Below are 20,322 nucleotides of genomic sequence, written 5' to 3'. Positions count from 1 at the left end.
GATTGGGGATAGAAGGCGCTGTGTAAGCCGCCCTCTACCAAGGAATCGTTAACGTCTGCGCCGACCGCGTCGTTTATTGGTTCCTTTTTTCTTTTTGTTACGGCGATGTGTTTTCCAGATAGCAAGTGCTGTAGCCAGTTGTATGATTGCCGTAATCAGGTTTACCCAATCTTTCATAGTGCGTTTCTCCTTTCCGATGACTCTTTTAACGTGTCATCCTTATATACCTATAATACCATGACTCGTTTAAGGTGTCAATAACTATTTGACACTTTTTTCGAGTCAATTTATACTGAAGACAAGATTTCATTTTATTTCTCTCTAAGGAGGCGGGAATATTGCTCATTCACTCGAATTTAAAGGCTATCGCAGACGCACGCGGCATAAAGGTACGCCAAATAGCGCGTGATATCGACTACCGCTTCGAAAGTGTACGTACGATGTACAATGACGAAATGGAGCGTTATCCGCGCGATCTGCTCGCGAAATTATGCAGCTATTTGGACGTCGGCATCGACGAATTGCTCACGCTCCGGTAGACGGTCAATAATACAGACACATTGCGTAAACTCTTCCGTAAGCTCTCCGCCAGTCTCGTTAAGATTATACGTAACTACCGGCCCCGGCGCCGTATCCCTGCGGTATCTGGCTGCGCGTAACTTGTTACGTATTTTAGCGTGCTCGTCTACGAAAATAAGCTCCTTGATGCTTCGTTTTCTGCGTTTAGGTAAGCGGTAGTTACGTCCGTCTGCCCCGTATTCTTCCGCTACTTCTAACGGTACCTCGCGCTCACGTCTCCGCTCAAACTGTCGCTCAGATAAAAACGGATATTCGTCATTGCGTGCTTTCATCCGGTCGGTATTCGTTAGTTCCTCGTGTAAAATATAATCGGTCAGGCGCTCAAGCTGTATTGTGTCGGGGTACTCTCCGTATCTTATAACGTAGTCCTCGGTGAGTGCGCTAACAGCCGCCATCCTCGCGTCCCGGTCCGCGATATCTTCCGCAATCAGTTCCGTAACATCCTCCGCAAATTTCACTTTGTAGTCGATAATCATGCGCATTCCTCCGTATATTCATCTTCGATCTCGATACCCTTATGAATGCGCAAGAACTCTGCGCTTTCCTGTTCGTTTAGTAGTGGGATGAGTGCGGACGCGTCGTATTCCACTTCGATATCTCCGTAATCCCAACGCCGATAAACTTCCGCAATCTTTTCCTCCGCCGTTTCGATATGTTCGATTAGCGTCGGGCGGGCGATCCCCATAATAGCCGCCGCTTTCTCTTGCGTAAGGTCAACGCCATAGACCCACGCAATAGCTTCCGTCTGCCTCTCCGTTAAGTCTGCCGAATTAATAGCGCTATGCAAGTCGATTAGGATATCGCTGGCCGCCGTATCGCCTCTAAATCGTGCGGAGCTGATCCGGTGACGGTCACGGAGGAGGGAACGTACCCCCGCCGCGTCGTTGAGTGCGTATTTTACCGCGTAGCTGCGGTCAGATTTTGCGATGTCTATCTTTACGTGTCCGATAATTAACGCCTCCCTTTTTCCGTAATGAGCGCGGCATCAACGTACAAGTACGTCGAAACCGCCGCTAATCTATTGTGAATTATTCATAAGTTGAGTTTTGCGAATACTAAGCCGCAGTTTCACTGTCGGTGACGAAGCACCCACACCCTCCGATATCCATAACGTCAATCTCCGCTCCTTCTTCGATTCTCTTACGTAGCTCTGCTAAAGTTAAACTATAGGTGGTCCTCCCACGTACCTGCTTGAGCATGGACACGTTCTTACCGATAAACTCACGCATTTCTTGCTCTTTTCGCTCTTGATATGCGTATTGAGCGGGGAGTTTATCGAGCACTCTCGCCCAGTGTCCTTGTCCTGCGCGAACACACAGTCCTGAACAGTTGTTATGCGAAAACCCCATCTCATAGAGGCGCGGACGTTGTATACCTACTTGATCCAGTACTTTGAGCATGTCCTCCTTATCTAGGTAAGGCTCATCACACATTGGGAACTCTACTCGGTACGGGGACCAGTTTTTTATAGGTGCCTCGGTTCGATGCACCTCCGTCCAGTCAATGCCGAGATAAATGACTGCTCCCCTTTCATTATCAAACACCGAGCGAACCCACCGGTCAGCTGGCTCCTGTTTTAGAACGTGCGAGCACTGTGCCCTACGCGAGTTACCGATGTACTTCTTGTGTCTGAAAACATCCCAGGGAGCTCGCCCATCTGCAATCCACTTTACGCCAGGTATTCTGTACATCGTTTCCGCCGCAATCTGTGGCAGGAGTATCTTACGAAGACGTATGTCTTCCTCCGTACTTATATCGGGGATACCATCGCACCTTGCAACCAATTCTCTCGGTATATCTATTCCGAAAATATCTGCCGACGTCTCAATTAAAAAACGATACAAATCACGGTCCTCTATGCTGGTATCCGTAAATAATAAAATTAGATTTCCTGTACCGTGCTGCTCTGCCACGCGCCGAGCTGTTGCCCAACTACCGATACCACCTGAGTACATTACGATATGCTTAACGTCCATAAAATCCCTCCTTTAACTACGAGCTTCTCCGTTCTCGCCCGCAACGCCGCGCTCGTGTACTACGTTAGTCTCGATCCAAGCATGTTCGCACGCAGCGTGTACGAGGATAGGCTCCGGGTCATATACACCGGTTACCTCATCGCCTACGTAAATCTCACCGCCACACCGAGCGCAGTAAGCGGAGATGCGCGGTTCATCGCGTAGGCCTGGCGGCTGGAAACGGTCGAAGGCGCTCATATCACGCCACCTCCTGCAAATCCTGCGCCAAGGCTGCGTTAAGTTGCTCCGCCAGCGCGACTCCGATTAGGTAGGAGACGCGCGATGCGACTCCGTTACCAACGATGCGATACTGTGCGGATAACGAAATATCGTCCGGTAACACGTACCGGTCGGGTACGGATTGGATTCGCAGGCACTCACGGACGGTAAAGCGGCGTGGTTTTGATCTTGGATAATCAAGCGGACGCAAACAGTTCATTCCGCCGCCGACACTATTCCCACCAGATGTGATAGTCTTTGCCGCTTCCTCAATTGTCGTCCCTGTATGGCCTGGATAAATATTAGTAGGAACACCTCCTTCGTGGTTATCCGGATAGAATGCGTTCTTTCCACCCGTAGTTGATGCAACTACCGTTTTAGCTGGCTCGTCCCACGAACTAGGATTGTCATGCTTCGATGGGCTTACCGATGTGTATTTTGGTTCATTATGGTTTTCCGGAAAAAATAGCCCATAGGGTACTCCCTTATGCAATACTGCCGGAAGCGTAGGGGCAGGCTTATTGTACTCAGCAGGCTTGTGCTTCTGGTAATGGCGTGAGTCTCTCTCCATGTAATCCAGCGCCTTTTCCGATAGCTGTTTACCATGTGGCTCTGGTAAATCTCCGATCACATCGCGCAGCACCTGCGTCCGGTACTCTTCCGCAGTCGGCTCCGGAAACTCGAACGTAAATCCCAAGTCCTTACGAATACCCACGATAAACACACGCTCTCGTTTCTGCGCTACGCCGTAGTCCCATGCGTTAATTAACTTCCAAGACACGCTATAGCCGATCTCGTCAAACCGCTGAAGTAACACGTCAAGCGTGTGACGGTGCTTCTTGTAACTCAGACCCTTTACATTCTCAAATACGAATGCTTTCGGTTGCTTACGTTCGATAATCGAGAGGTACGTCCATACGAGCTTACCGCGCTCTCCCTCTTCGCCAGCTCCAGACCCAGCAACGCTATAATCCTGGCATGGCGGTCCGCCTGCGATAATGTCAGCGTCAGGTATCTGCGCCTGTACTTCGTCACTCGTTATGTCTCCACACACAACGTGGTCGCCGATGTTATGCGCATACGCCTGCGCTGCCCGTTTATCGAAGTCGTTCGCGAAGGTTAACGTATAGCCTGCCGATTTGAGTCCGACTGCCATGAGGCCGCCACCGCAGAATAGCTCGGCGACCGTTAAGCCGTTCGGCGGCAATTGCGGAGTTACGTCATAGTTTCGTATGGATACCGTCTCCTTTCGTTCTCCTGGATGTAACGATGCATCTCTCGCACTCGCTAATACGGTATAGGCAGCCTCGTCCCAATTGACGACACGCTTACGAGATAAGTAGCGTGACGAATACCTACCGTCCTGTGGGTTAGGCGTGTGATTCGCTATCGTCATCATCCCCGTCCTCCTTCCCGTAAACACTCCGCAGGGCGGCCGCATAACCGACCGCATACCCTGCGTCATATCCACGTGTATAACCGTTGTTAGCCGCTTCCTCTACGGCTTCGCGTATCATTCCGGCCAGTCTCCGCTAAGGTAGTGCATAATCTCGTCTATTTGCGCGTGAAGCTTGCCGAGCGTTCCGTCGTTCGTCACGGTGAAGTCGGCAACGTACCCGTCAAGCGCTGTTTCCGTATCGTGCACGAGGTCAGCGTAGTTAAACACGTCGCCGGATTTGATAGCGCGGTCGATGCGTACGGCATCCGGAGCTTCTACGCGGATGAGTACGTAACCGGCCGACTGGAGTGCGGCGTACTCGTTTGGCTGGCGGACGTCGGAGATTACGGTCTGGAATGGACGAGGTACCTCGCGGAAGTACCGGGCTAGGCTCCGTTTCTCTACCGTATATCGCTCGATCGCTTCGAAACACTTACGTACCCAAATGTCCGGATCGCGTTCACGCATCGTTTGTCCGAACCATTGGTAGAGTTCGCGCGGCTTCTCATTGGGCGCGGGTTCACCGAATAACTCGTGAGCGTAACGCTTGAGTTCGTTACCGAACGCGAATTGCATGTATCCGTAGTTATCCGCAAGATAGCGAGCTACTTCGTCTTTTCCACTTCGGAGGCGTCCGAGAAGTCCGATGTTAGGGAGCGTAGTCATTCGGCGGTCACCTCGCTTTCAGGACGTAACTCGAACGCGCTAATTACGTTATTCATGTTCGTCTGTGTCCGTGTAGTCGATGTCCCCTGCGTCAGATTGTCGACCCAGTACATTGACGCGTAAACTCCACCTCCAGACGCACCCGCCATCGCCTTCATAACGGTACTAAACCGAATTCGATCACCTACGCGCCAATCCCTAAACGTCTCTGCGCTTGTTTTACGGTTGATTGCGGTTATGACGAGTACTTCGCTGTACAGTCGGATCATTACGCCGCCACCTCCTCGCTTGTATCGTCGATGACTTCGTAGTCCGCGTCGTGTACGCCTTGCTCATATCCGTATTGACTCCGGCTAGGTTGTCTAGTCCGCAAACCATATATACCCGCCCATCCTTCACTTTGATTGCGATCCACCACGCGCCCAACGTCACCTATATCGTAATAATGCCCGAGCCCACCTGAACCATTCCCACATACCCGTACGACATCACCCACGCGAACCTCCGTAGGCTGCGGAACGTTCAAATACTCCGCAGGCACTTCGAGACCAAGCGCGCGCCGTAGGCTTATTGCCTTACCGATGTGTGCGTTAAATACGTCGCCCGGTGCGCACTTTGCGATCCCACGTAAGATAACGTTTTTCTTGCCAGTTTCGAGTTCACGAATTAACGCGACAACCGTTCTCTTCTTGCGATTAACGGTGAACTCGCACTCATCCGTAACCGTAATCCAATCGCGTTCTGATAGCCATACGCCGGCTACAGCAGCACCGGGGTAATTGTGCGATAGCAAGTCCGCAACGTCAGCCTTCGCACGCTCAACGATTTCGTCCCTGCGTTGTTGTCTCGCAGCCTTTATGTTCTGCTGCGCAGTTCTGTGACGTGCGAGCGACGCGATAACATCCGTAGGCGTCGCGGGTTGCGTCTTTAAATACGTTGTCGCCGCATCCTTCAGCGTAGCAACTTCCGCTTCGAGTTTTCGGACATCATACGCAATGCTTTCGTCCATGATATCGATATCCTCTTTCGCTACGCGTACGTCCGTGTCTATGCGTTGAACCGTTTCCTCTAACGCGTCCAATCGTAAGGCTAACGCGCTGATCGTAGCTGCCGCTTGGTCTTGCGCAGACTGTTCGGATAAGAGTGGCGCGGCGGTTAGCGATTCGAGTACGTGATATTCTCGGTGGTAGAACAACTTTTCGCTGGTACTAATCGCCAAATCCGCGCCATCATTTATCCGCGCAATTTCGAAAATGTCTCCGTTATTATAATCGGGAACAGAGCGCCCGCCTTCGATCCTCGTCCCGGTTGCCGCCGTCATGATTACACGCTCGCCCACCGCTGCCTTACGATCGACCATACGTAGTCGTTCCGTACCACTAACACGCCCATTAACCGGAAGGTGAACGATATCCGTCAGTTCGAGGACTACGTACTCGTCGTCGCCAATGAAAATGTGACCACCGCCGTCCCAACCTTCGGCAGTCTCGACCGTGTGTACTCCGCCACTACCTGTGCTATAAACCGTCATTACGTCGCCCCTTTCGTAATCACCGAAAGATGCGATCGGATTTACGATTTTAATCCGTTCACCCGTGACCGCTTTCCGATTGACTTCGCGATATTCGCGTTCGATTCCGCCGAGGGATTCGTCAGGAAGTACAGTGATATTTGATAACATAAGATCACTCGCTTTCGCTAGATGTAATAGTTATTTGGAAGTTATCCGAAATAGTAAGAGGAATAAAAATATAATTTTCGGAGGTAACCATGAAGCCTGAAAAGGAACGATTTGCATTAGAAAAACTAAAGGAATCAAAGAGGTACTATGCTAGATTCAAAACAAAAGAGCTTGAATTAATGAGGGCAGGCTACGAGGCTGATGAAGAAGATAATAAACAGATTGGTGTCATCATTGCCCTAATTACGATTGGTGCATCCTTCATGAGTCTCTCAGCTAACCTCATGATGAAGGTCAATACGTATCTTCTGCCCCTTGCTCTACTGCTCATTTACATAATCGGAATATCGGGAGTTACTTATATGGGGTGGATCACGTCAGTTCGAAACGTTAAGACAACGCGGACGCGCAAGATAATCGACATTGTTCTCGCGGAGAGGGCCGCCGCCAAAGCCAAGCAGAACCCGCCTACTCCAACACCTTAACGCTAACCCGTTGCCGCCCGAATTTACGCGCTTTCCTTTCGGACGACACGAGCACGTCAATCCTACGCCCTTTAATCGCGCCGCCCGTATCTTCCGCAATCGCCTCGAAAGTTCGACCGTCAGCCGTACGGATTGTCAGCCGAGAACCTAACGGAACAACCCGTGGGTCAACCGCTACAATACGCCTTCCCCGGTGCTTAACTGTGCGGCTGACGTCGAGCCCTGTCGCGGTTACTCCGATGCATCCCTCGGAGCAAAACGCCGTATATGCGGTCGCCTCATACGTTGTCCACTCCGCTTCCACCTTCGTAGACTTGCCTGTTGCCTGCGAAGGTGGTTGCTTTACGTCATCCGACAGGTTAGGCGGTACGCCGTTTATTCCGCTCAACAACGTAACTACTGCGATGATTACACTTAGCGAGACTACGCCACCTCCTTGAATTGCGCCTCCACTTGCGCGAGGATTGCGGCTTTAGCTTCGGCTGGTGTGAGCTTAACGAGCTGTGATTCGGTACACCGATCACCAAAGTCCGAATCGTCGGAGTCTAGCGCGGGTACGACTCTATACGGTAAGCTGCTTCGATCATCTGCTGTGAGTCTAACGACTCGGCCCGTTGCTACCTGACACGCATAATCACCGACCTTCAGCGTCTTCTCGTCCGCTAGTTTCGTCTCCAACTCGGCGATTGTTGCGGTGATCTTGGCGAGTTCCTCGCGTTGGGCTGCGAGGAGGGTTTCGGTAGAGACGCCGCCCCGGAACACCGTTAACCCAGCGTAGTTTCGCTCGCTGAAATAAAAGAAATCCTCGTCCGCGTCCAGCACGTACTCGTCCCCGTCCTCGTCAGCATTGACTCCGTAAAACTCGTGAATACGAAGGTAGCTCGATATATCTCCGCTCACAAGTACGATATCGCCCTTACGAGCCCGCTCGTCTACTTTTACGTAGCTCTTTCCTTCGTAGCAAATTACGGTGCCGGCACTACCTACGCGTACTACTCCACTTAATTCCGCCATTCTCCCACGCTCCTATTCGAATAAATTTACGTCAACTGTTTCGATAATCCGCGAATCGTTCAAATCGTTAACAAGTACGCCGTATTCGCGTGAGTTAACGCCAACTGACGCCGTTAACGTATCGCCATCGAGTCGGTCCGAGTCTAGCCCTGCGATGATGACGCCGGTTATCTCACCGCGCCGAGCTGCGGCCGCCCAAGCTTCGAGTACGTCGGCGATTGCGTTCGGGAACGGAATGACTTCGGCTAATCGCGTTTCTTTTTCTGCCATGTTACGCCTCCTTTACATCATAGGAAAAATATGCTACGATTTAATAGCAAGGGAGAGGAGGTCGACTATGTTAGTAAAAATGTTGAATCCGCTTCTAGTGATCTTTTCCCTGTGATTTTAACGGGGTGCCCACTAGACTCCATTGCTCTCTATACAACTACTACACCGCCATTAGGCGGTTTTTATTTTGCCTTAAAATACGGAGCCAGCCACGGGTCAACCTTTATGATCTCGTCACGGATGCTAACCGCTAATTCCGCAATCTCCCATTGGGCTCCGTTGCCTGGTCGTCTCTTTGCGTAGAAATCGAGTAGTGTTCGCAGGTTCCCCGTCATTACGAGGTTACACGCCGCAGCATTCGGTAGGACCATACGTGCGTCTTCAGCCGGGACGCCTGCGGCTCGTAACGCATCGTACGCTTGTTGAGATGCGGTCATGTACGTTTCGAAGGCGCCTCGCGCTGTGTCGCTCCACCCTTCCATCTCGAACGCCTTATTATCGTCAACTGATGGAGGCGTCACGTAGTCGAACCCGCCTATCTTATCCCCGCTACCCATTCGTACATAACGTTGACTCTGCACGCTAAACGATAGGTGACGGTGGCGCGTTAATTGCGCAAGTAGCGCACGGCTTACGCCCTCGATTGCGAATGTGTATGTGATGTGCTCCAGAGTTGACGTATGACCGCTCCGTGTTATATGACGGAACAAGCGATCTGCCTCCGTGCCTCCTTCTCCGTCTGACGCCGCGTTACCGAAGTATTTAGCGCCCTCTTGCGGGATAATCTCCGCAGGCTTCAGCGGTGAGTAACACGTACGGATTGCGGTGAGGGCTACGACCTGTCCGTCAGCGGCGTCTAGTCGATTAAGCTCGTTCCATTCGTATTCTCCAAAAGCGCCATATACGTCAAAGCTATCGTAAAATTCGTCCGACAACCGCGTATGTGCGATTAATTTAACGTTCACTCTTCGTCCTCCTTTCCGTGGTAGTGCTTGTGTATCGTAATAAATCCGAAGTTAAATCCGTGAAAAATTAATGCGATCCCCGCAAGAAGAGCGAATATAATTAACGCGACTTCCATAACGCACCTCCTATCGTATAGCCTCGTGAATTACGAACGCCCAAAACAACGCGCAGCCTGCGAGAACTGCTGTACGGATGAATCCGATTGATGCTCGTTTCAATTAGCGGGCACCTCCCGCCAAGTTTCGGAAACAGCTTCTTCCGTCGTGACTCCCGTATGTCCGAAGCCGCCCGTTCCTCGCTCCGTCTCCGAAAGCTCCTCGTCCGTCTCGATGAAGTTGACGCGAGGAATCGGAAGGATAAACGCCTGAGCTACACGGTCGCCTTTACGGATGACGCGAGAGTTATCGTCGAGGATACCAGCAACGAAGGTATTCGTTCGATGTCCGCTAATATCTCTCGGAGTCGTTGTTGCCCACTGTGAGACGTCGGCGATATTGTCGAACATCATCGCAACCTCACCACGATAATCCGAATCAATCACGCCGATTCCGTTCGGTTGCCGCAGCTTCGTTTTCAGCGCAACACCCGACCGCATAGCTACGATCATTACGTAGCCTTCCGGAATTTCGAACGCGAGGCCGAGCGGAACTTTCTTTGTCTCGCCTGGCGCGATGATTACGTCCTCTACCGCTACGAGGTCAAAGGCGGCCGCGCCAGGCGTTGCGTATTGTGGAATAACTGCGTCTGGATGTAGACGCTTGATTTTAACGTTCATTTACTCGTCCCCCTCGATCCCAACTGCTGCGAAAAATAAGATAACGATAAACAACGTCAGCACCGTACTAACCCGGTCCAACACGTAAGTCCCTGCGATGACTCTAACGAGGACACTCGTCCAATACCCCGCACACAACCAACCGAATGTACGTAAAATCACTAGGCCGCAGCTCCTTCCGTAATAACATCGTAATCAACGTCGGTGTCGTCGATGACGGTTCCGTTACGTCCGTTCCACGAGTTGATCATCGAGCAATTTCTTACGCTGAAACCTACGGTGCTATCCGTAAGCTTACGTGTTTCACCGGACACGCATCTGATAAGCATGTTTGCTAGCTTCTCCGTCGGCTTTGGCGCGTCCGTAAATTCGCTCGGCACCGTCAGTCCCAACGCGCGGCGGAGTGCAATCGCCTTGCCAATCTCTGCGTGGAAAACGTCATCAGGCGCAGCTTTTGCGATGCCTTTTTCGAGGATTGCATTGCCGTAGATACTTCGCACCAGTACGGTAACAGCACGCTTGTTCCGGTTAATGTAGAACTCCGGCTTTGAGGTGAGCGTATTAAACGTACGGTTACCGTCTGAATTAGCGATCGGACTACGCATCTTGCGAGTCAACTCCGCAACGTCGGCGCGTGCCTTTTCGATAACGGCTGCGCGTGTTAGTGCGGCTGGCTCCGTTTTATTTACATCACCGAGAATAGCGCGGATCGTATCGGCGTTGTCGCGGATGAACTGCGTAAAGGCGTCTGATATGTCCGGTGTGTTTGCGGAAGTTACTGGCTCAAGTACAACGTATTCTCGGTGAAAGACGCCGCGCTCGCTCCCGTTAAGCATCGCGTATACTCCTACGTCCTTTCTCGCCGTTGTCGTGCCTTCGTCGCCCTCTCCGTACCCGAGCGCGAACTGCGGATTTACGATCCTAATCCGTTCACCTACGTTAGCCTCACGTTTAACCTCACGATAAGTTTGTTTCGTCATATTCCGAATCGCCCCCGTTTTAGTTTTGCGTTACTCGGCGGTTGTTTCCGCCTTACACTACGTTTGTTTCCAGCGGAATGAGTTTCGCACAGTTGAGCGTATGTTTTTTCCGCCTTATGTTGTATTATCTACAGCGAAAATTCCCCTCGCACATTTTTATGAAAATAAAAAAAAAACGGAGAAGCCCGAAGGCCCTCCGCTATGTACCCGTATGTCTAACGCGATCCCTTACCTCCGCTTGTTTTGCGCTGTTAAATCGCTGAGTATACGAACCCGTTAAATAACCCGTTACGCGCCGAATACGCGACATCGGTACGTCCGTTTCAGGCACGCCACATGACGGACACGTACTACCGATAATCCCTTCGTAGCCGCACGCAGGACAGCGATCAATCGGATGGTTCACGCTAAAGTAACCGACGTCCTTAGCAAGCGCGTATTGTACGATACGCATAAATGCCGCCGGGTTGTTCCGTGCATTCCCGTCGAGCTCTACGTAGGAGATCGCCCCTGCGTTACAAAGCTCGTGGAATGGTGCCTCAAGTTCGATTTTACGTGCAGCAGTGATCGGAAAGTAAACGGGAATGTGGAATGAGTTCGTATAGTAATCGCGATCGGTTACGCCAAGGATTTCGCCGAAGTCCCTACGATCCATCTTCGTGAACTTACCGGCGAGCCCTTCCGCTGGCGTTGCGAATAGCGAAATGTTAAGGTCGTGCTTCTCTGCAGCCTCTTCGCAGAAATAGCGCATATGCTGAATAAGCGAGACAGCGCCGAGATGTACGCCACCATCCTCTCCGTGATGCTTTCCGTAGAGAGCCGTCAGACACTCCGCAAGTCCGATAAATCCGATTGAAAGCGTACCGTGCTTGATAAGTTCGCGGACAGACTCGTCGGGACTCAACCCTTTTCCGCCTTCCCATACGCCCTCGCGCATCATGAAATCGGAAGCCTTCGCAGGTTGCTGTGCCTGGATATCGAAACGGTGAAGAAGGCCGCGTAATGCAACGCCCATATAACGGTCAAGAGCGTCCATAAAGCCGTCGAGGTCTGGCTCCGCGCGTTTTCCCGTAGCTATACCGTACTCAAGTCCGAGTCGTACGAGGTTGATCGTATTAAACGAGAGGTTACCCTTTCCACTCTGATGATTGCGTCCGAACCGGTCAGCAATCGTACGCGTCCGACAACCCATCGTTGCAATAATCGTATTGGGATCGCCGGCCTGATAATATTGCAGATTATACGGAGCGTCTACGTTGACGAAATTCGGATACATACGTTTGCTGGAACACTCGACCGCTTTGAAGAATACGTCGTAATTCGGGTCGCCTGGCGCTTGGTTTACTCCGCGCTTACACTGGAATATTTGCTGCGGGAATATTGGCGTTTCGCCTGCGCCTAGCCCGTTAATCGCCGCTTCCAACAACGCGAATGATACGAGGCGGCCCTCGGTTGACGTACACATTCCGTAATTTAGCGACGTGAACGGAATCTGACCGCCAGCACGTGAGCTCATCGTATTGAGGTTGTGTATCAGCGACTCCGCCGCTTGATGCGTTTCGGCTTCCGTCTCGCGGCGAGCATACGTATAAGAGGACGGAAACATTTCAGATAGAGCCGTATTATCCAGGTACAGCTCGGACTCCTCTACGTGCGCTTGTTCCCCGAAATAGTGTTGACCCTTTCGGAAATGTTTCGCGAAAGACTTACGCACATACGGCGCGAGGTCCCAATCGATTTTATTACCGGACACGCCGCCGTATTGCGAGTTCTGTTGCGATTGGAAAATGATCGCCACGAGCGCCATTGCGGACATAATCGAGTTAGGCGTACGTACTGATCCGTTGCCCGTATTAAAACCATTCGCTAGTAGTTGGTCAAACGGAATAAAGACACAGTTTGTCGTACCTAACGCATATTGATCGAGGTCATGGACGTAGACATAGCCGCCATCTATTGCATCAACAAGTTCGCGCGGCATGACGTACTCACGCGCATACCATTTCGAATACTCCGAGCCGAACTTCGACATCTTTCCGCTGAAGGATTCACCATTTAAATTCGCATTCTCGCGCAGCAAATCCGTGTCCGCTGCGGATAGTATCGTATCGCCTATCGTTCTGAGTTCGCTCAATTAATCGCCTCCCCTACGCAAAAGTCCGCATCAGTAAGCGGTACGATATTGACCGCCTTTTGATATCCGTTCCCTTTTTTCGAAAAGAAATCGTGTATCTTCGTAGACGTATCGATTCCGTTGAGTACAACAGGATTAATCTCCTCGTCAGGAAAATGTGTAGGCCGTCCGAGGTTCATAAGCGCACGGTTGAAGTTGTAACGCAGGAACCGCAATACGTCTTCTTCTAGTCCGATCGGTGCGTACAAATCGACCGTATAACCCGCCTCATTATCGTATAGACGGCGTAGCAACGCCTCGACTTCGCGGTCGAGCGCAGCCTGTGATTCTGGCGGAAGCTCTCCGTAAACTTCACGCGCTAACGTGCCGATGTACTGACCGTGCACCGCCTCATCACGCATAATCAAGTCGATAATCTCGCCTGAAGCCGTCATCTTCCCGTGACCTGCGAGCAAGAGCGGATAATAAAAGCCGGAATAGAACAACGCAGACTCAAGGAACACGGAAGCCACCATCGCCATGTACAACGATTCGGGCGACTGGATGTTACGGTAATAGCCGCTAATAATCGTACCTTTCCGCTGAATAAATGGATTAGCGTCTGCCCACTCGAAGACTTTATCGGACTCCTCCGCAGACACTAGCGTTGCGAAGATGGAGCTATACGACTTGGCGTGAATATGTTCCATCGCGCCCATGATGCCGAGGACCGCTTTACGCTGCGGACTCTCTACGCGCTGCATAATAAGGGGCATTCCCTCCGCACCTTGTTCCGTGTCCAAAAACGTGAGCCCGCCGAGCACCTTTTTATATACGTCTTGCTCCGTGGGTGATAACGTAATCCAACGCATCTTATCGTCATCGAGCGGTATTTCGTGCTCACGCCATATCTGCATAAAATTCTGATTCAAGAAGTCTTCCGTATATTCATCGTCCGGGCGATTCCAGTTTACCGCTTTAAGATTCGTCAAATTATCGTCTCCCTTCGATTAGACCGCGCAAGCCGTACATTCGGCAACGGACAGCAGTTTATTACGTGTATAGTACAGCGATTTAAGGCCGCGTTTATGTGCGTACAGATAGTAGCGGACAAGCTCGTTAGTTGGCGTTTTGGAGTCCACGTAAAGTATCGTAGAAATGCCCTGGTCTACGTGTCGTTGGATCGTCGCAACCATGTCGATAATCCGGTACTGATCCGTGTTAAACGCCGACGTGTACGAAATCATATTCTCCCGTGTCAAGAATGGAGCCGGATAATACGTAGTCGAATTTGCGTACGTACGTGTCTCCATCACGTCGGATATCGGCAATACGCTAGATGTCGCATTTTGGACGTATGAGATAGACTGCGTTGGTGCGATCGCCAATCTGTACGCGTGCCATAAACCGTACTGTTTTACGTCAGCAGCCAGGCGTTCCCAATCGTCAGGGCTCGGTAACTCAATACCAGCACTAACGAACAGTCCCGCAACCTTATCGAATTTCGGACGGAAGTCCTCTTCGATATATTGCGTAAAGTACGAACCATTTGCATAGTCAGAGCGTTCGAATCCGTAGAACGTCTCACCGCGTTCCTTCGCGATCTGCATTGAACGTTCCAGCGAATAGAAATTGACGGCAGCGAAGAAAGCATCCGCAAAGTCACGCCCAACCTCCGATTGGTACGATATACGGTTCTTAACGAGGAATCCGTGTAAGTTCATCGCGCCGAGCCCGACGCTATGCATACGGTCATTCGCCTTTACGATGCCCGGCGCGTTAGCAATCGAAGTCATATCGGAAACGGCTGTCAGCGAGTCCATCGCGGAATGGACGACGCGGCGTAAATCTCCGGAAGCCATTGCGGTTACGATGTTGAGTGATGCGAGATTACAAGAGATGTCGAGGCCGATTTCGTCAGGTTGCCCGTAGTCATTAATGACCGACGTCTCCTGTAGCTGAAAAATCTCCGTACACAGGTTTGACATCTTAATCTGGCCGAGTTCGCGTAACGGATGCGCCTGGTTCGCGTTATCCTTAAACATGAGATACGGATAGCCCGACTCAAGCTGCGTCGTAGCAATCTTCGTAAGCATATCGCGGGCACTCAGCTCGCGCTTTTTAACGGCCGGATTCGCGACAAGTTCGTCGTAGATTTCCGCGATATCCATGTCGTCCAAATGCGTACCGTATGCTTTGAAAACGGTATGCGGCGCGAATACGTAATACGGTTCGTTTTTCTCCGCAAGCTCGATAAACTTGGACGGAACGATAAGCCCGATAGATAGCGTTTTAAGCCGTGACCGTTCATCCGCGTTAATCTTTTTCGCGTCCAGTAACTCCAGCACGTCCCATCCGAAAATGCTATAGTACACGGCACCGGAGCCTTTACGTTGACCCATCTGGTCCGCGTAAGAGAACGCCATTTCGAGTTGCTTTGCGACCGGCACTACGCCCTTTGCAACACCTTCCTCTTCCTTAATCGTCTCGCCTCGTCCGCGCAGCTTCGAGAGATTTAACGCAACGCCTCCGCCAATCTTCGAAAGCTGCATCGAAAGGTTATGCGCAAACCCGATTGCGTTGAGGCTGTCGTCAACCTCCGTAAGAAAGCACGATACCATTTCGCCCCGTCTCGCCTTACCCGCGTTAAGAAACGTAGGTGTTGCCGGTTGGACTCCGTTAATGTAGCCCCACAAGAGCTCACGCGTCTTTTCGTAATCACCTTGCGCCAAGTACAACGCAACAATCGCCAGGCGTTGCGGATACGTTTCGAGGTACGTCTGTTTATCGCGGGATTTAAGCGCATAGTCACGATAAAATTTCGTAGCTGCCATATATGATGCGTACGTAAGCCCGGCCGCGTCCGCTTGGCGGTGAATTTCCGTAATCTGCTCCGACGTATACTGCGTGAGAACTTCCGGGTAGTAATAACCCTCCGCAACCATATATCGGACACGCTCAATCGCGGAATCAAAGCGCATGGACTTATCCGCTACCTCTCGAAGATATTCCGCCACAGCTTCGCGGTCCTTTTCGAGTTGGTAAAATCCGTCCTTCATTACTGTTACCTCGTTGTTCAGCTCAACGTGTCTATACAAGCGCGTCAACTCCTTCGATGAATTTCGTAATGTCTGACGGCGTACCCGCGAGCTCGAATTTGCACACGATAGGCACGCCGTATTGTTCCGATATGATATCCGCTGCGGCTCCGTAATACGGACCAAAATTCCGGTTACCAGACGCAGCCACACCGCGTATAAGTCCGTTGTTATCCGCTAAGAACTGGCGTGTCTTCTCGGGAACCTCCCCGATCTTATCCGTATAAGTGACGAGGACAAACGGCTCAGACAGCCGTAAGCCCTCCGTAATTTTCACGCTACGATACGGCAGGCGATCAACGAATAGTTTAACGTTGCCCGTCCTGGATGCGTACGCTATTAGCATCGGTCAACCTCCGTTCTACTACTGCCAGCGCTGCCCGTGCCTCCGCGAGCCGACGTCCGTAATCTTCGATATCGCGTTGTTTGTAAGCAAGAGCGTGCTCTAATGACGCGACCTGCTGACGTAAGTGTTCGGCTAGGTGTGCATTAAAGTCCTCCGTCATACTAGAGCCACATCCGCATATTTGCGGATCAATGGGCATATAACTCGTGCAATTTCCTCGTCCGTCATTGCGTTTAACTCAGGTGTGTCCGTTAATTCCTCGAACTTTGCGACTTCAGCTTCGGTAAGAACTTCCGACGGATCGCCTCCGAACTCTTGAAGCGCTAAGGTCAATGCGCCGCAGATAATAAATGCGTGTAATTTTTCGCCAGTTAGTACGCTACTCATGCCGCAACCTCCTCCGTATCTATTAAGCCCTCACGTATCAAATACGCCAGCGCCACCGCACATGCGTCCGAGTCGTCATAGCCGGTTTTAAACACGTAACCCTCGCCTAACCGTAGCAATCTCCGCACAGCCGCCGCTACTTCCGCCTTTTCTGCCTTTCCATTGCCCGTTACCAACCGCTTAACTGACGTTGGAGCCAGCGCAGGCTTCAGGTCCGCGGCTTGATATCCGTAGGAATAAAGTGCACGATCCGCCGCAGCCCATGAGCTGAATATCGTTTGTGTAGCGCGTTTATTTCGGCCCGCCGTAAAGTCCTCACGGACAACGTGGTCAAACGGACGGTGCTCACGGACAAAGTGGGAAACGAATGATTCTACGGTATAATTGCGGACTGCGTCCGGATCGTCTGTAGACGTCGCAACGGAGGAACAAGCGACGAGGTACGGTTTCCTGTTTCGTACCTCAATCGCAGCGATTCCGGGACTTAGCGATAGGTCGAGCCCGAGCACGCGTAACGGCTTAGGCCGCGTCGTCTTTTTTGTCATCGTAAGCACCTCCGTCCACGAATCCCACTACGAAAGCCCAAATCGCAAGCAATGCGAAGAAGATACGCATCCACCAATCTGAATCTTCCCCGAAGATTAGCATCAAAGCGAATATACCTCCGAGCAATACCGAGAACACCACACCTACGTACATAACTCCGTTGCTGATTCTTCGTCCGTAATTCATCTACGCAGCCTCCTTCGTTTGGCTTTCCGCAGCTTCCGTACGAATTCGCATAATATCCGCAAGCGCTTCGCTCGGTCCGCGCTTCTTCCAGTCCGGTAATGATGAATGGTTCAAAGCGATTACTTTGCGTTCCAGTTTCGCGACTTCCGCCTCCGATAAGGACAACGCGATCGTGCGCTTGAAATCGTTAAAAAGCCACTTATCGAGGTCGAGAGCTGGCGCGTTGCCCGTCTCGGCTGCGTGAACAATGCCCGCAAAATGGTCGAGTACGTCGTTACGCATTTCGTCCGTAATGTATAAGCCGAACGCCAAGATATCCGGGTTCTTCGCGAACTCATCTTCCGTCATATTCCACGACTTCTTCGAACCGTTGACGTAGAGGATCACGTAGTAGTCAACGTCGTACATAACGGAGTAACAGATGCATTGCTTAACGTGGTCCTCCTTCGGACCTTTCCGTGCAGAGAAGCCGGACGTCATCGAATACGTTGTCTGTTTCGATTTGATTTCGAGGCCGACACGCATTACTTCGCCATCTTCGGAAACGTAGAGCATAATACCGTCGCAAGTACCGTAGAGTGCGAACGTCTTCCCTCCGTGTTCGATTACGCGGCTAACCTTTGCGAAGTCTTCGAACATCGGCTCGCCCCGGTCGTTAAGTTCGAAAGCAAAACGCATGTTGCCGTGTTTCGCTGCGAAAAGAATATCGCGTTGGATTGTGTCTCCGATAGCCGTCCCGATGCGCGTCCATCGCCCTTGGTGCGCAGGCTGGCCCGTCTTCTCTTTCTTAGCCCCACGCATCTTTTCGTAGAGACCACGTGCATCCGCATTCGCCGACGATGGAGAGAAATACGGAATATCTCGCGGCGGCCATATCTTACGAGACTTGTCCGTTAGGAAATCCGCATACCAACGATGAATCTGCGCGTCGAGAGCGTCGTCGTACACTTCGGGACTCTTGTGCCAAGCGTTAAGGTGGAGCGTGAAGTCTTGCGCGATCTTATTTGCGAGTTGTTGCGACAGTTAAACCGCCTCCTTCGTTATTACCTTCCAGCCGTAAGCGGAGCCCTTCTTCGTTTCCTCTAGCGTACGACTCGTCAATTGAGACCCGTTTATAAAATCAAATACATCGGACATATAAAGCGGATAACGCTGGCCGGATCGCGTGTCCTCGACAATAAGTCCCGCGCTTGACCGCGAACTGAACCAGTCAACAATCGTGAAGTCACCGAAGACTTGGCGTTTGTCTCTTGTAGTCTTGTGACAGCGGCAACGGCAATCGTAGCAATATCCGCGTTCATACTCTTTGCCGCATGTCGGACACATGTAAACATTGATTTTTCCGTTAGCCACCTACGCAGCCTCCTCGTACTTATTCGCAAATTCCGGTAGCGGGCGACAATTCTCGTAATCCCACTCGTCCGGCCCGTACTCCTGCATCCAGCGCGGTTCGATAACGATATCCGTCACGAGTGGTACGCTGAACGTAACTGTCTGCGTCATAATCTTGTCGATAAGCGCGATCGTCTCTCGCGTTAGCTGCTCGTTCGGTATCGAGTTTTTAATTTCATCGTGAATGGATGCGTTAAATTCCCAGCCCCGCGCTCGACACTCCTGGGCGTTACGGATACCGATACGCTTCAGTACATCGGCTCCCGTGCCCTGAATTACTGCGTTAAATGAAGCACGTTCCCAATATCCGATTAGTCCGCGTTTCTCAGACAATACGTCGATTTCGTCTTGAATACGTTGTAACTTCGCCGAGTCTAACGCACTGAGTTTCGTCTTATTCCGCAGCGCCTTCCGTTCCGTATATAACCGAATTAACCGCTGTTCGTTCTTGGCTGCCGCAGCCGCAACGCTCTTGTAATCCGGAAACCTACGCTTACGTCCGTCCAGCGTTTCGACGTAACCGTGTTTACGCATAAACTCACGGATGTCCGCAACCATCGTTTTAAACGACGGAAAGGTACGGTCGAAGTTCTCGAAGAACATCGCGGCTACGTCATCACTAACGCCCATCTTCTTCGCAAAAGACTTCGGCGACTGGTCGTACGATACCGCAAGTTGGCCCGTCTTCATCATCCTGCGTGGTTGGAACGTATGTGTCGGATCGTACGCCTTATCTACGCAATATTCCTGCGGCAAATCGAACGTCATCATCGCCATCGTCGTATAAAGGTCAACGCCGTCAACGAAGATTTGACGCATGGAGTTATCGCCATACCTCGTGTACATGATGTGCGACATGATGCGCGGTTCTATTTGACCGAGGTCGGCGCCGACGAACGTAGAGCCAAGGTAGGGGACGATGCAGTTGCGGACGCGGCTGCCTGCGCCCTTTGACGGAAGGTTCTGCGCATTCAATCCACGCTGCACCTTCCGTTCGTCAGCGATGAGCTTACGTACAATTGCGTGATAATTAGCGTCTGTTATCGTTAACGACATCACTCAACCTCCGAAAATGTACTGCGCAGGAATTGACGCAACTACGGCGAGGAAAAGAGTAAATAAGAATGCCTTTGCGCCCTCTTCGCTATTACCCTGTCTGTACGTCT

General features: G+C 51.5%; 31 protein-coding genes. 3 read left to right on the top strand and 28 right to left on the bottom strand.

Annotation, left to right across the window (positions count from 1 at the left end):
* Positions 1-48: 48 nt before the first annotated feature.
* Complete coding sequence (locus ABEW32_RS04990) at positions 49-177, bottom strand: hypothetical protein (RefSeq protein WP_430185254.1); 129 nt, start codon at positions 175-177, stop codon at positions 49-51.
* Positions 178-338: 161 nt separating this feature from the next.
* Here ABEW32_RS04990 and ABEW32_RS04985 point away from each other — a divergent pair, with 161 nt between their 5' ends.
* A complete protein-coding gene (locus tag ABEW32_RS04985) occupies positions 339-539 on the top strand; it encodes a helix-turn-helix domain-containing protein (RefSeq protein WP_242211063.1) in 201 nt (66 codons plus the stop codon).
* Here ABEW32_RS04985 and ABEW32_RS04980 read toward each other — a convergent pair.
* The 9 genes from ABEW32_RS04980 to ABEW32_RS04940 all read right to left on the bottom strand — a co-directional run bounded on the left by ABEW32_RS04980 (position 489) and on the right by ABEW32_RS04940 (position 6,598).
* On the bottom strand, positions 489-1,055 hold the full coding sequence (locus ABEW32_RS04980; protein WP_430185252.1) for a hypothetical protein: 567 nt from the start codon (positions 1,053-1,055) through the stop codon (positions 489-491). The two genes, ABEW32_RS04985 and ABEW32_RS04980, sit on opposite strands and share 51 nt — an antisense overlap.
* On the bottom strand, positions 1,052-1,366 hold the full coding sequence (locus ABEW32_RS04975) for a DUF134 domain-containing protein (RefSeq protein WP_430185251.1): 315 nt from the start codon (positions 1,364-1,366) through the stop codon (positions 1,052-1,054). The genes ABEW32_RS04980 and ABEW32_RS04975 overlap by 4 nt, the downstream gene beginning before the upstream one ends.
* A gap of 268 nt (positions 1,367-1,634) precedes the next feature.
* On the bottom strand, positions 1,635-2,555 hold the full coding sequence (locus ABEW32_RS04970) for an adenine nucleotide alpha hydrolase family protein (RefSeq protein ID WP_430185249.1): 921 nt from the start codon (positions 2,553-2,555) through the stop codon (positions 1,635-1,637).
* A gap of 12 nt (positions 2,556-2,567) precedes the next feature.
* Complete coding sequence (locus ABEW32_RS04965; RefSeq protein ID WP_430185247.1) at positions 2,568-2,792, bottom strand: hypothetical protein; 225 nt, start codon at positions 2,790-2,792, stop codon at positions 2,568-2,570.
* Between the two features lies 1 nt (position 2,793).
* Entirely contained in the window at positions 2,794-4,212 is a 1,419-nt protein-coding gene (locus ABEW32_RS04960; RefSeq protein ID WP_430185245.1) for a DNA cytosine methyltransferase, read from the bottom strand.
* Positions 4,184-4,330, bottom strand: coding sequence for a hypothetical protein (locus ABEW32_RS04955; RefSeq protein ID WP_430185243.1), 147 nt, complete (start codon positions 4,328-4,330; stop codon positions 4,184-4,186). The genes ABEW32_RS04960 and ABEW32_RS04955 overlap by 29 nt, the downstream gene beginning before the upstream one ends.
* The gene (locus ABEW32_RS04950; protein WP_430185241.1) at positions 4,327-4,827 is read right to left on the bottom strand and encodes a nucleoside/nucleotide kinase family protein; all 501 of its coding nucleotides are present in this window, start codon (positions 4,825-4,827) and stop codon (positions 4,327-4,329) included. The genes ABEW32_RS04955 and ABEW32_RS04950 overlap by 4 nt, the downstream gene beginning before the upstream one ends.
* A gap of 86 nt (positions 4,828-4,913) precedes the next feature.
* Positions 4,914-5,186: a hypothetical protein gene (locus ABEW32_RS04945; RefSeq protein ID WP_430185239.1), complete on the bottom strand. Its 273-nt coding sequence runs from the start codon at positions 5,184-5,186 to the stop codon at positions 4,914-4,916.
* Positions 5,186-6,598, bottom strand: a complete 1,413-nt coding sequence (locus ABEW32_RS04940; protein WP_430185237.1) for a hypothetical protein — start codon at positions 6,596-6,598, stop codon at positions 5,186-5,188. Before ABEW32_RS04940 ends, ABEW32_RS04945 begins: the two co-directional genes overlap by 1 nt.
* Positions 6,599-6,687: 89 nt before the next feature.
* On the opposite strand from ABEW32_RS04940, the gene ABEW32_RS04935 reads away from it, so the two are divergent.
* Positions 6,688-7,083, top strand: a complete 396-nt coding sequence (locus tag ABEW32_RS04935) for a hypothetical protein (RefSeq protein WP_430185235.1) — start codon at positions 6,688-6,690, stop codon at positions 7,081-7,083.
* On the opposite strand, the gene ABEW32_RS04930 is transcribed toward ABEW32_RS04935, so the two are convergent.
* The 16 genes from ABEW32_RS04930 to ABEW32_RS04855 all read right to left on the bottom strand — a co-directional run bounded on the left by ABEW32_RS04930 (position 7,067) and on the right by ABEW32_RS04855 (position 18,565).
* Positions 7,067-7,474, bottom strand: a complete 408-nt coding sequence (locus tag ABEW32_RS04930; protein ID WP_430185233.1) for a 3D domain-containing protein — start codon at positions 7,472-7,474, stop codon at positions 7,067-7,069. The genes ABEW32_RS04935 and ABEW32_RS04930 overlap by 17 nt on opposite strands.
* Before the next feature lie 32 nt (positions 7,475-7,506).
* Entirely contained in the window at positions 7,507-8,097 is a 591-nt protein-coding gene (locus ABEW32_RS04925) for a hypothetical protein (RefSeq protein WP_430185231.1), read from the bottom strand.
* Between the two features lie 12 nt (positions 8,098-8,109).
* Positions 8,110-8,367, bottom strand: a complete 258-nt coding sequence (locus ABEW32_RS04920) for a hypothetical protein (RefSeq protein WP_430185229.1) — start codon at positions 8,365-8,367, stop codon at positions 8,110-8,112.
* Positions 8,368-8,549: 182 nt separating this feature from the next.
* On the bottom strand, positions 8,550-9,332 hold the full coding sequence (gene thyX / locus ABEW32_RS04915; RefSeq protein WP_430185227.1) for an FAD-dependent thymidylate synthase: 783 nt from the start codon (positions 9,330-9,332) through the stop codon (positions 8,550-8,552).
* A 215-nt stretch (positions 9,333-9,547) separates the two neighbouring features.
* Positions 9,548-10,108, bottom strand: a complete 561-nt coding sequence (locus ABEW32_RS04910; RefSeq protein ID WP_430185225.1) for a dUTP diphosphatase — start codon at positions 10,106-10,108, stop codon at positions 9,548-9,550.
* Entirely contained in the window at positions 10,109-10,270 is a 162-nt protein-coding gene (locus tag ABEW32_RS04905) for a hypothetical protein (protein ID WP_263560494.1), read from the bottom strand.
* Positions 10,270-11,088, bottom strand: coding sequence for a hypothetical protein (locus tag ABEW32_RS04900; RefSeq protein ID WP_430185223.1), 819 nt, complete (start codon positions 11,086-11,088; stop codon positions 10,270-10,272). The genes ABEW32_RS04905 and ABEW32_RS04900 overlap by 1 nt, the downstream gene beginning before the upstream one ends.
* Before the next feature lie 199 nt (positions 11,089-11,287).
* Positions 11,288-13,222 carry an anaerobic ribonucleoside triphosphate reductase gene (locus ABEW32_RS04895; protein WP_430185220.1) on the bottom strand — a complete coding sequence of 645 codons (1,935 nt, stop codon included), beginning with the start codon at positions 13,220-13,222 and terminating at the stop codon, positions 11,288-11,290.
* Positions 13,219-14,193, bottom strand: coding sequence for a class 1b ribonucleoside-diphosphate reductase subunit beta (gene nrdF, locus ABEW32_RS04890; protein ID WP_430185218.1), 975 nt, complete (start codon positions 14,191-14,193; stop codon positions 13,219-13,221). Before nrdF ends, ABEW32_RS04895 begins: the two co-directional genes overlap by 4 nt.
* An 18-nt stretch (positions 14,194-14,211) precedes the next feature.
* A complete protein-coding gene (gene nrdE / locus ABEW32_RS04885; RefSeq protein WP_430185216.1) occupies positions 14,212-16,299 on the bottom strand; it encodes a class 1b ribonucleoside-diphosphate reductase subunit alpha in 2,088 nt (695 codons plus the stop codon).
* The gene (gene nrdI / locus ABEW32_RS04880; protein WP_430185214.1) at positions 16,292-16,645 is read right to left on the bottom strand and encodes a class Ib ribonucleoside-diphosphate reductase assembly flavoprotein NrdI; all 354 of its coding nucleotides are present in this window, start codon (positions 16,643-16,645) and stop codon (positions 16,292-16,294) included. Before nrdI ends, nrdE begins: the two co-directional genes overlap by 8 nt.
* A complete protein-coding gene (locus ABEW32_RS04875; protein WP_430185212.1) occupies positions 16,608-16,844 on the bottom strand; it encodes a hypothetical protein in 237 nt (78 codons plus the stop codon). Before ABEW32_RS04875 ends, nrdI begins: the two co-directional genes overlap by 38 nt.
* Positions 16,802-17,032, bottom strand: a complete 231-nt coding sequence (locus ABEW32_RS04870; RefSeq protein ID WP_430185209.1) for a hypothetical protein — start codon at positions 17,030-17,032, stop codon at positions 16,802-16,804. The genes ABEW32_RS04875 and ABEW32_RS04870 overlap by 43 nt, the downstream gene beginning before the upstream one ends.
* Positions 17,029-17,577, bottom strand: coding sequence for a crossover junction endodeoxyribonuclease RuvC (locus ABEW32_RS04865; protein WP_430185207.1), 549 nt, complete (start codon positions 17,575-17,577; stop codon positions 17,029-17,031). Before ABEW32_RS04865 ends, ABEW32_RS04870 begins: the two co-directional genes overlap by 4 nt.
* A complete protein-coding gene (locus ABEW32_RS04860) occupies positions 17,552-17,764 on the bottom strand; it encodes a hypothetical protein (RefSeq protein ID WP_430185204.1) in 213 nt (70 codons plus the stop codon). Before ABEW32_RS04860 ends, ABEW32_RS04865 begins: the two co-directional genes overlap by 26 nt.
* Positions 17,765-18,565 (bottom strand): hypothetical protein, encoded by an 801-nt coding sequence (locus ABEW32_RS04855; protein ID WP_430185202.1) that lies wholly within the window; start codon positions 18,563-18,565, stop codon positions 17,765-17,767.
* A 38-nt stretch (positions 18,566-18,603) separates the two neighbouring features.
* Between ABEW32_RS04855 and ABEW32_RS04850 the strand changes: the two genes are divergently transcribed.
* Complete coding sequence (locus tag ABEW32_RS04850; protein WP_430185200.1) at positions 18,604-18,738, top strand: hypothetical protein; 135 nt, start codon at positions 18,604-18,606, stop codon at positions 18,736-18,738.
* Positions 18,739-18,787: 49 nt separating this feature from the next.
* On the opposite strand, the gene ABEW32_RS04845 is transcribed toward ABEW32_RS04850, so the two are convergent.
* Positions 18,788-19,117, bottom strand: a complete 330-nt coding sequence (locus tag ABEW32_RS04845; protein ID WP_430185198.1) for a hypothetical protein — start codon at positions 19,115-19,117, stop codon at positions 18,788-18,790.
* The gene (locus ABEW32_RS04840) at positions 19,118-20,212 is read right to left on the bottom strand and encodes a DNA polymerase (RefSeq protein WP_430185195.1); all 1,095 of its coding nucleotides are present in this window, start codon (positions 20,210-20,212) and stop codon (positions 19,118-19,120) included.
* Positions 20,213-20,322 lie beyond the last annotated feature (110 nt).

Source organism: Paenibacillus jamilae (genome assembly GCF_050482105.1).
Classification (GTDB): Bacteria; Bacillota; Bacilli; order Paenibacillales; family Paenibacillaceae; genus Paenibacillus; species Paenibacillus jamilae_B.
The sequence above is the reverse complement of the archived record's forward strand: the minus strand, read 5'-3'. Positions and strand labels throughout refer to the sequence as shown.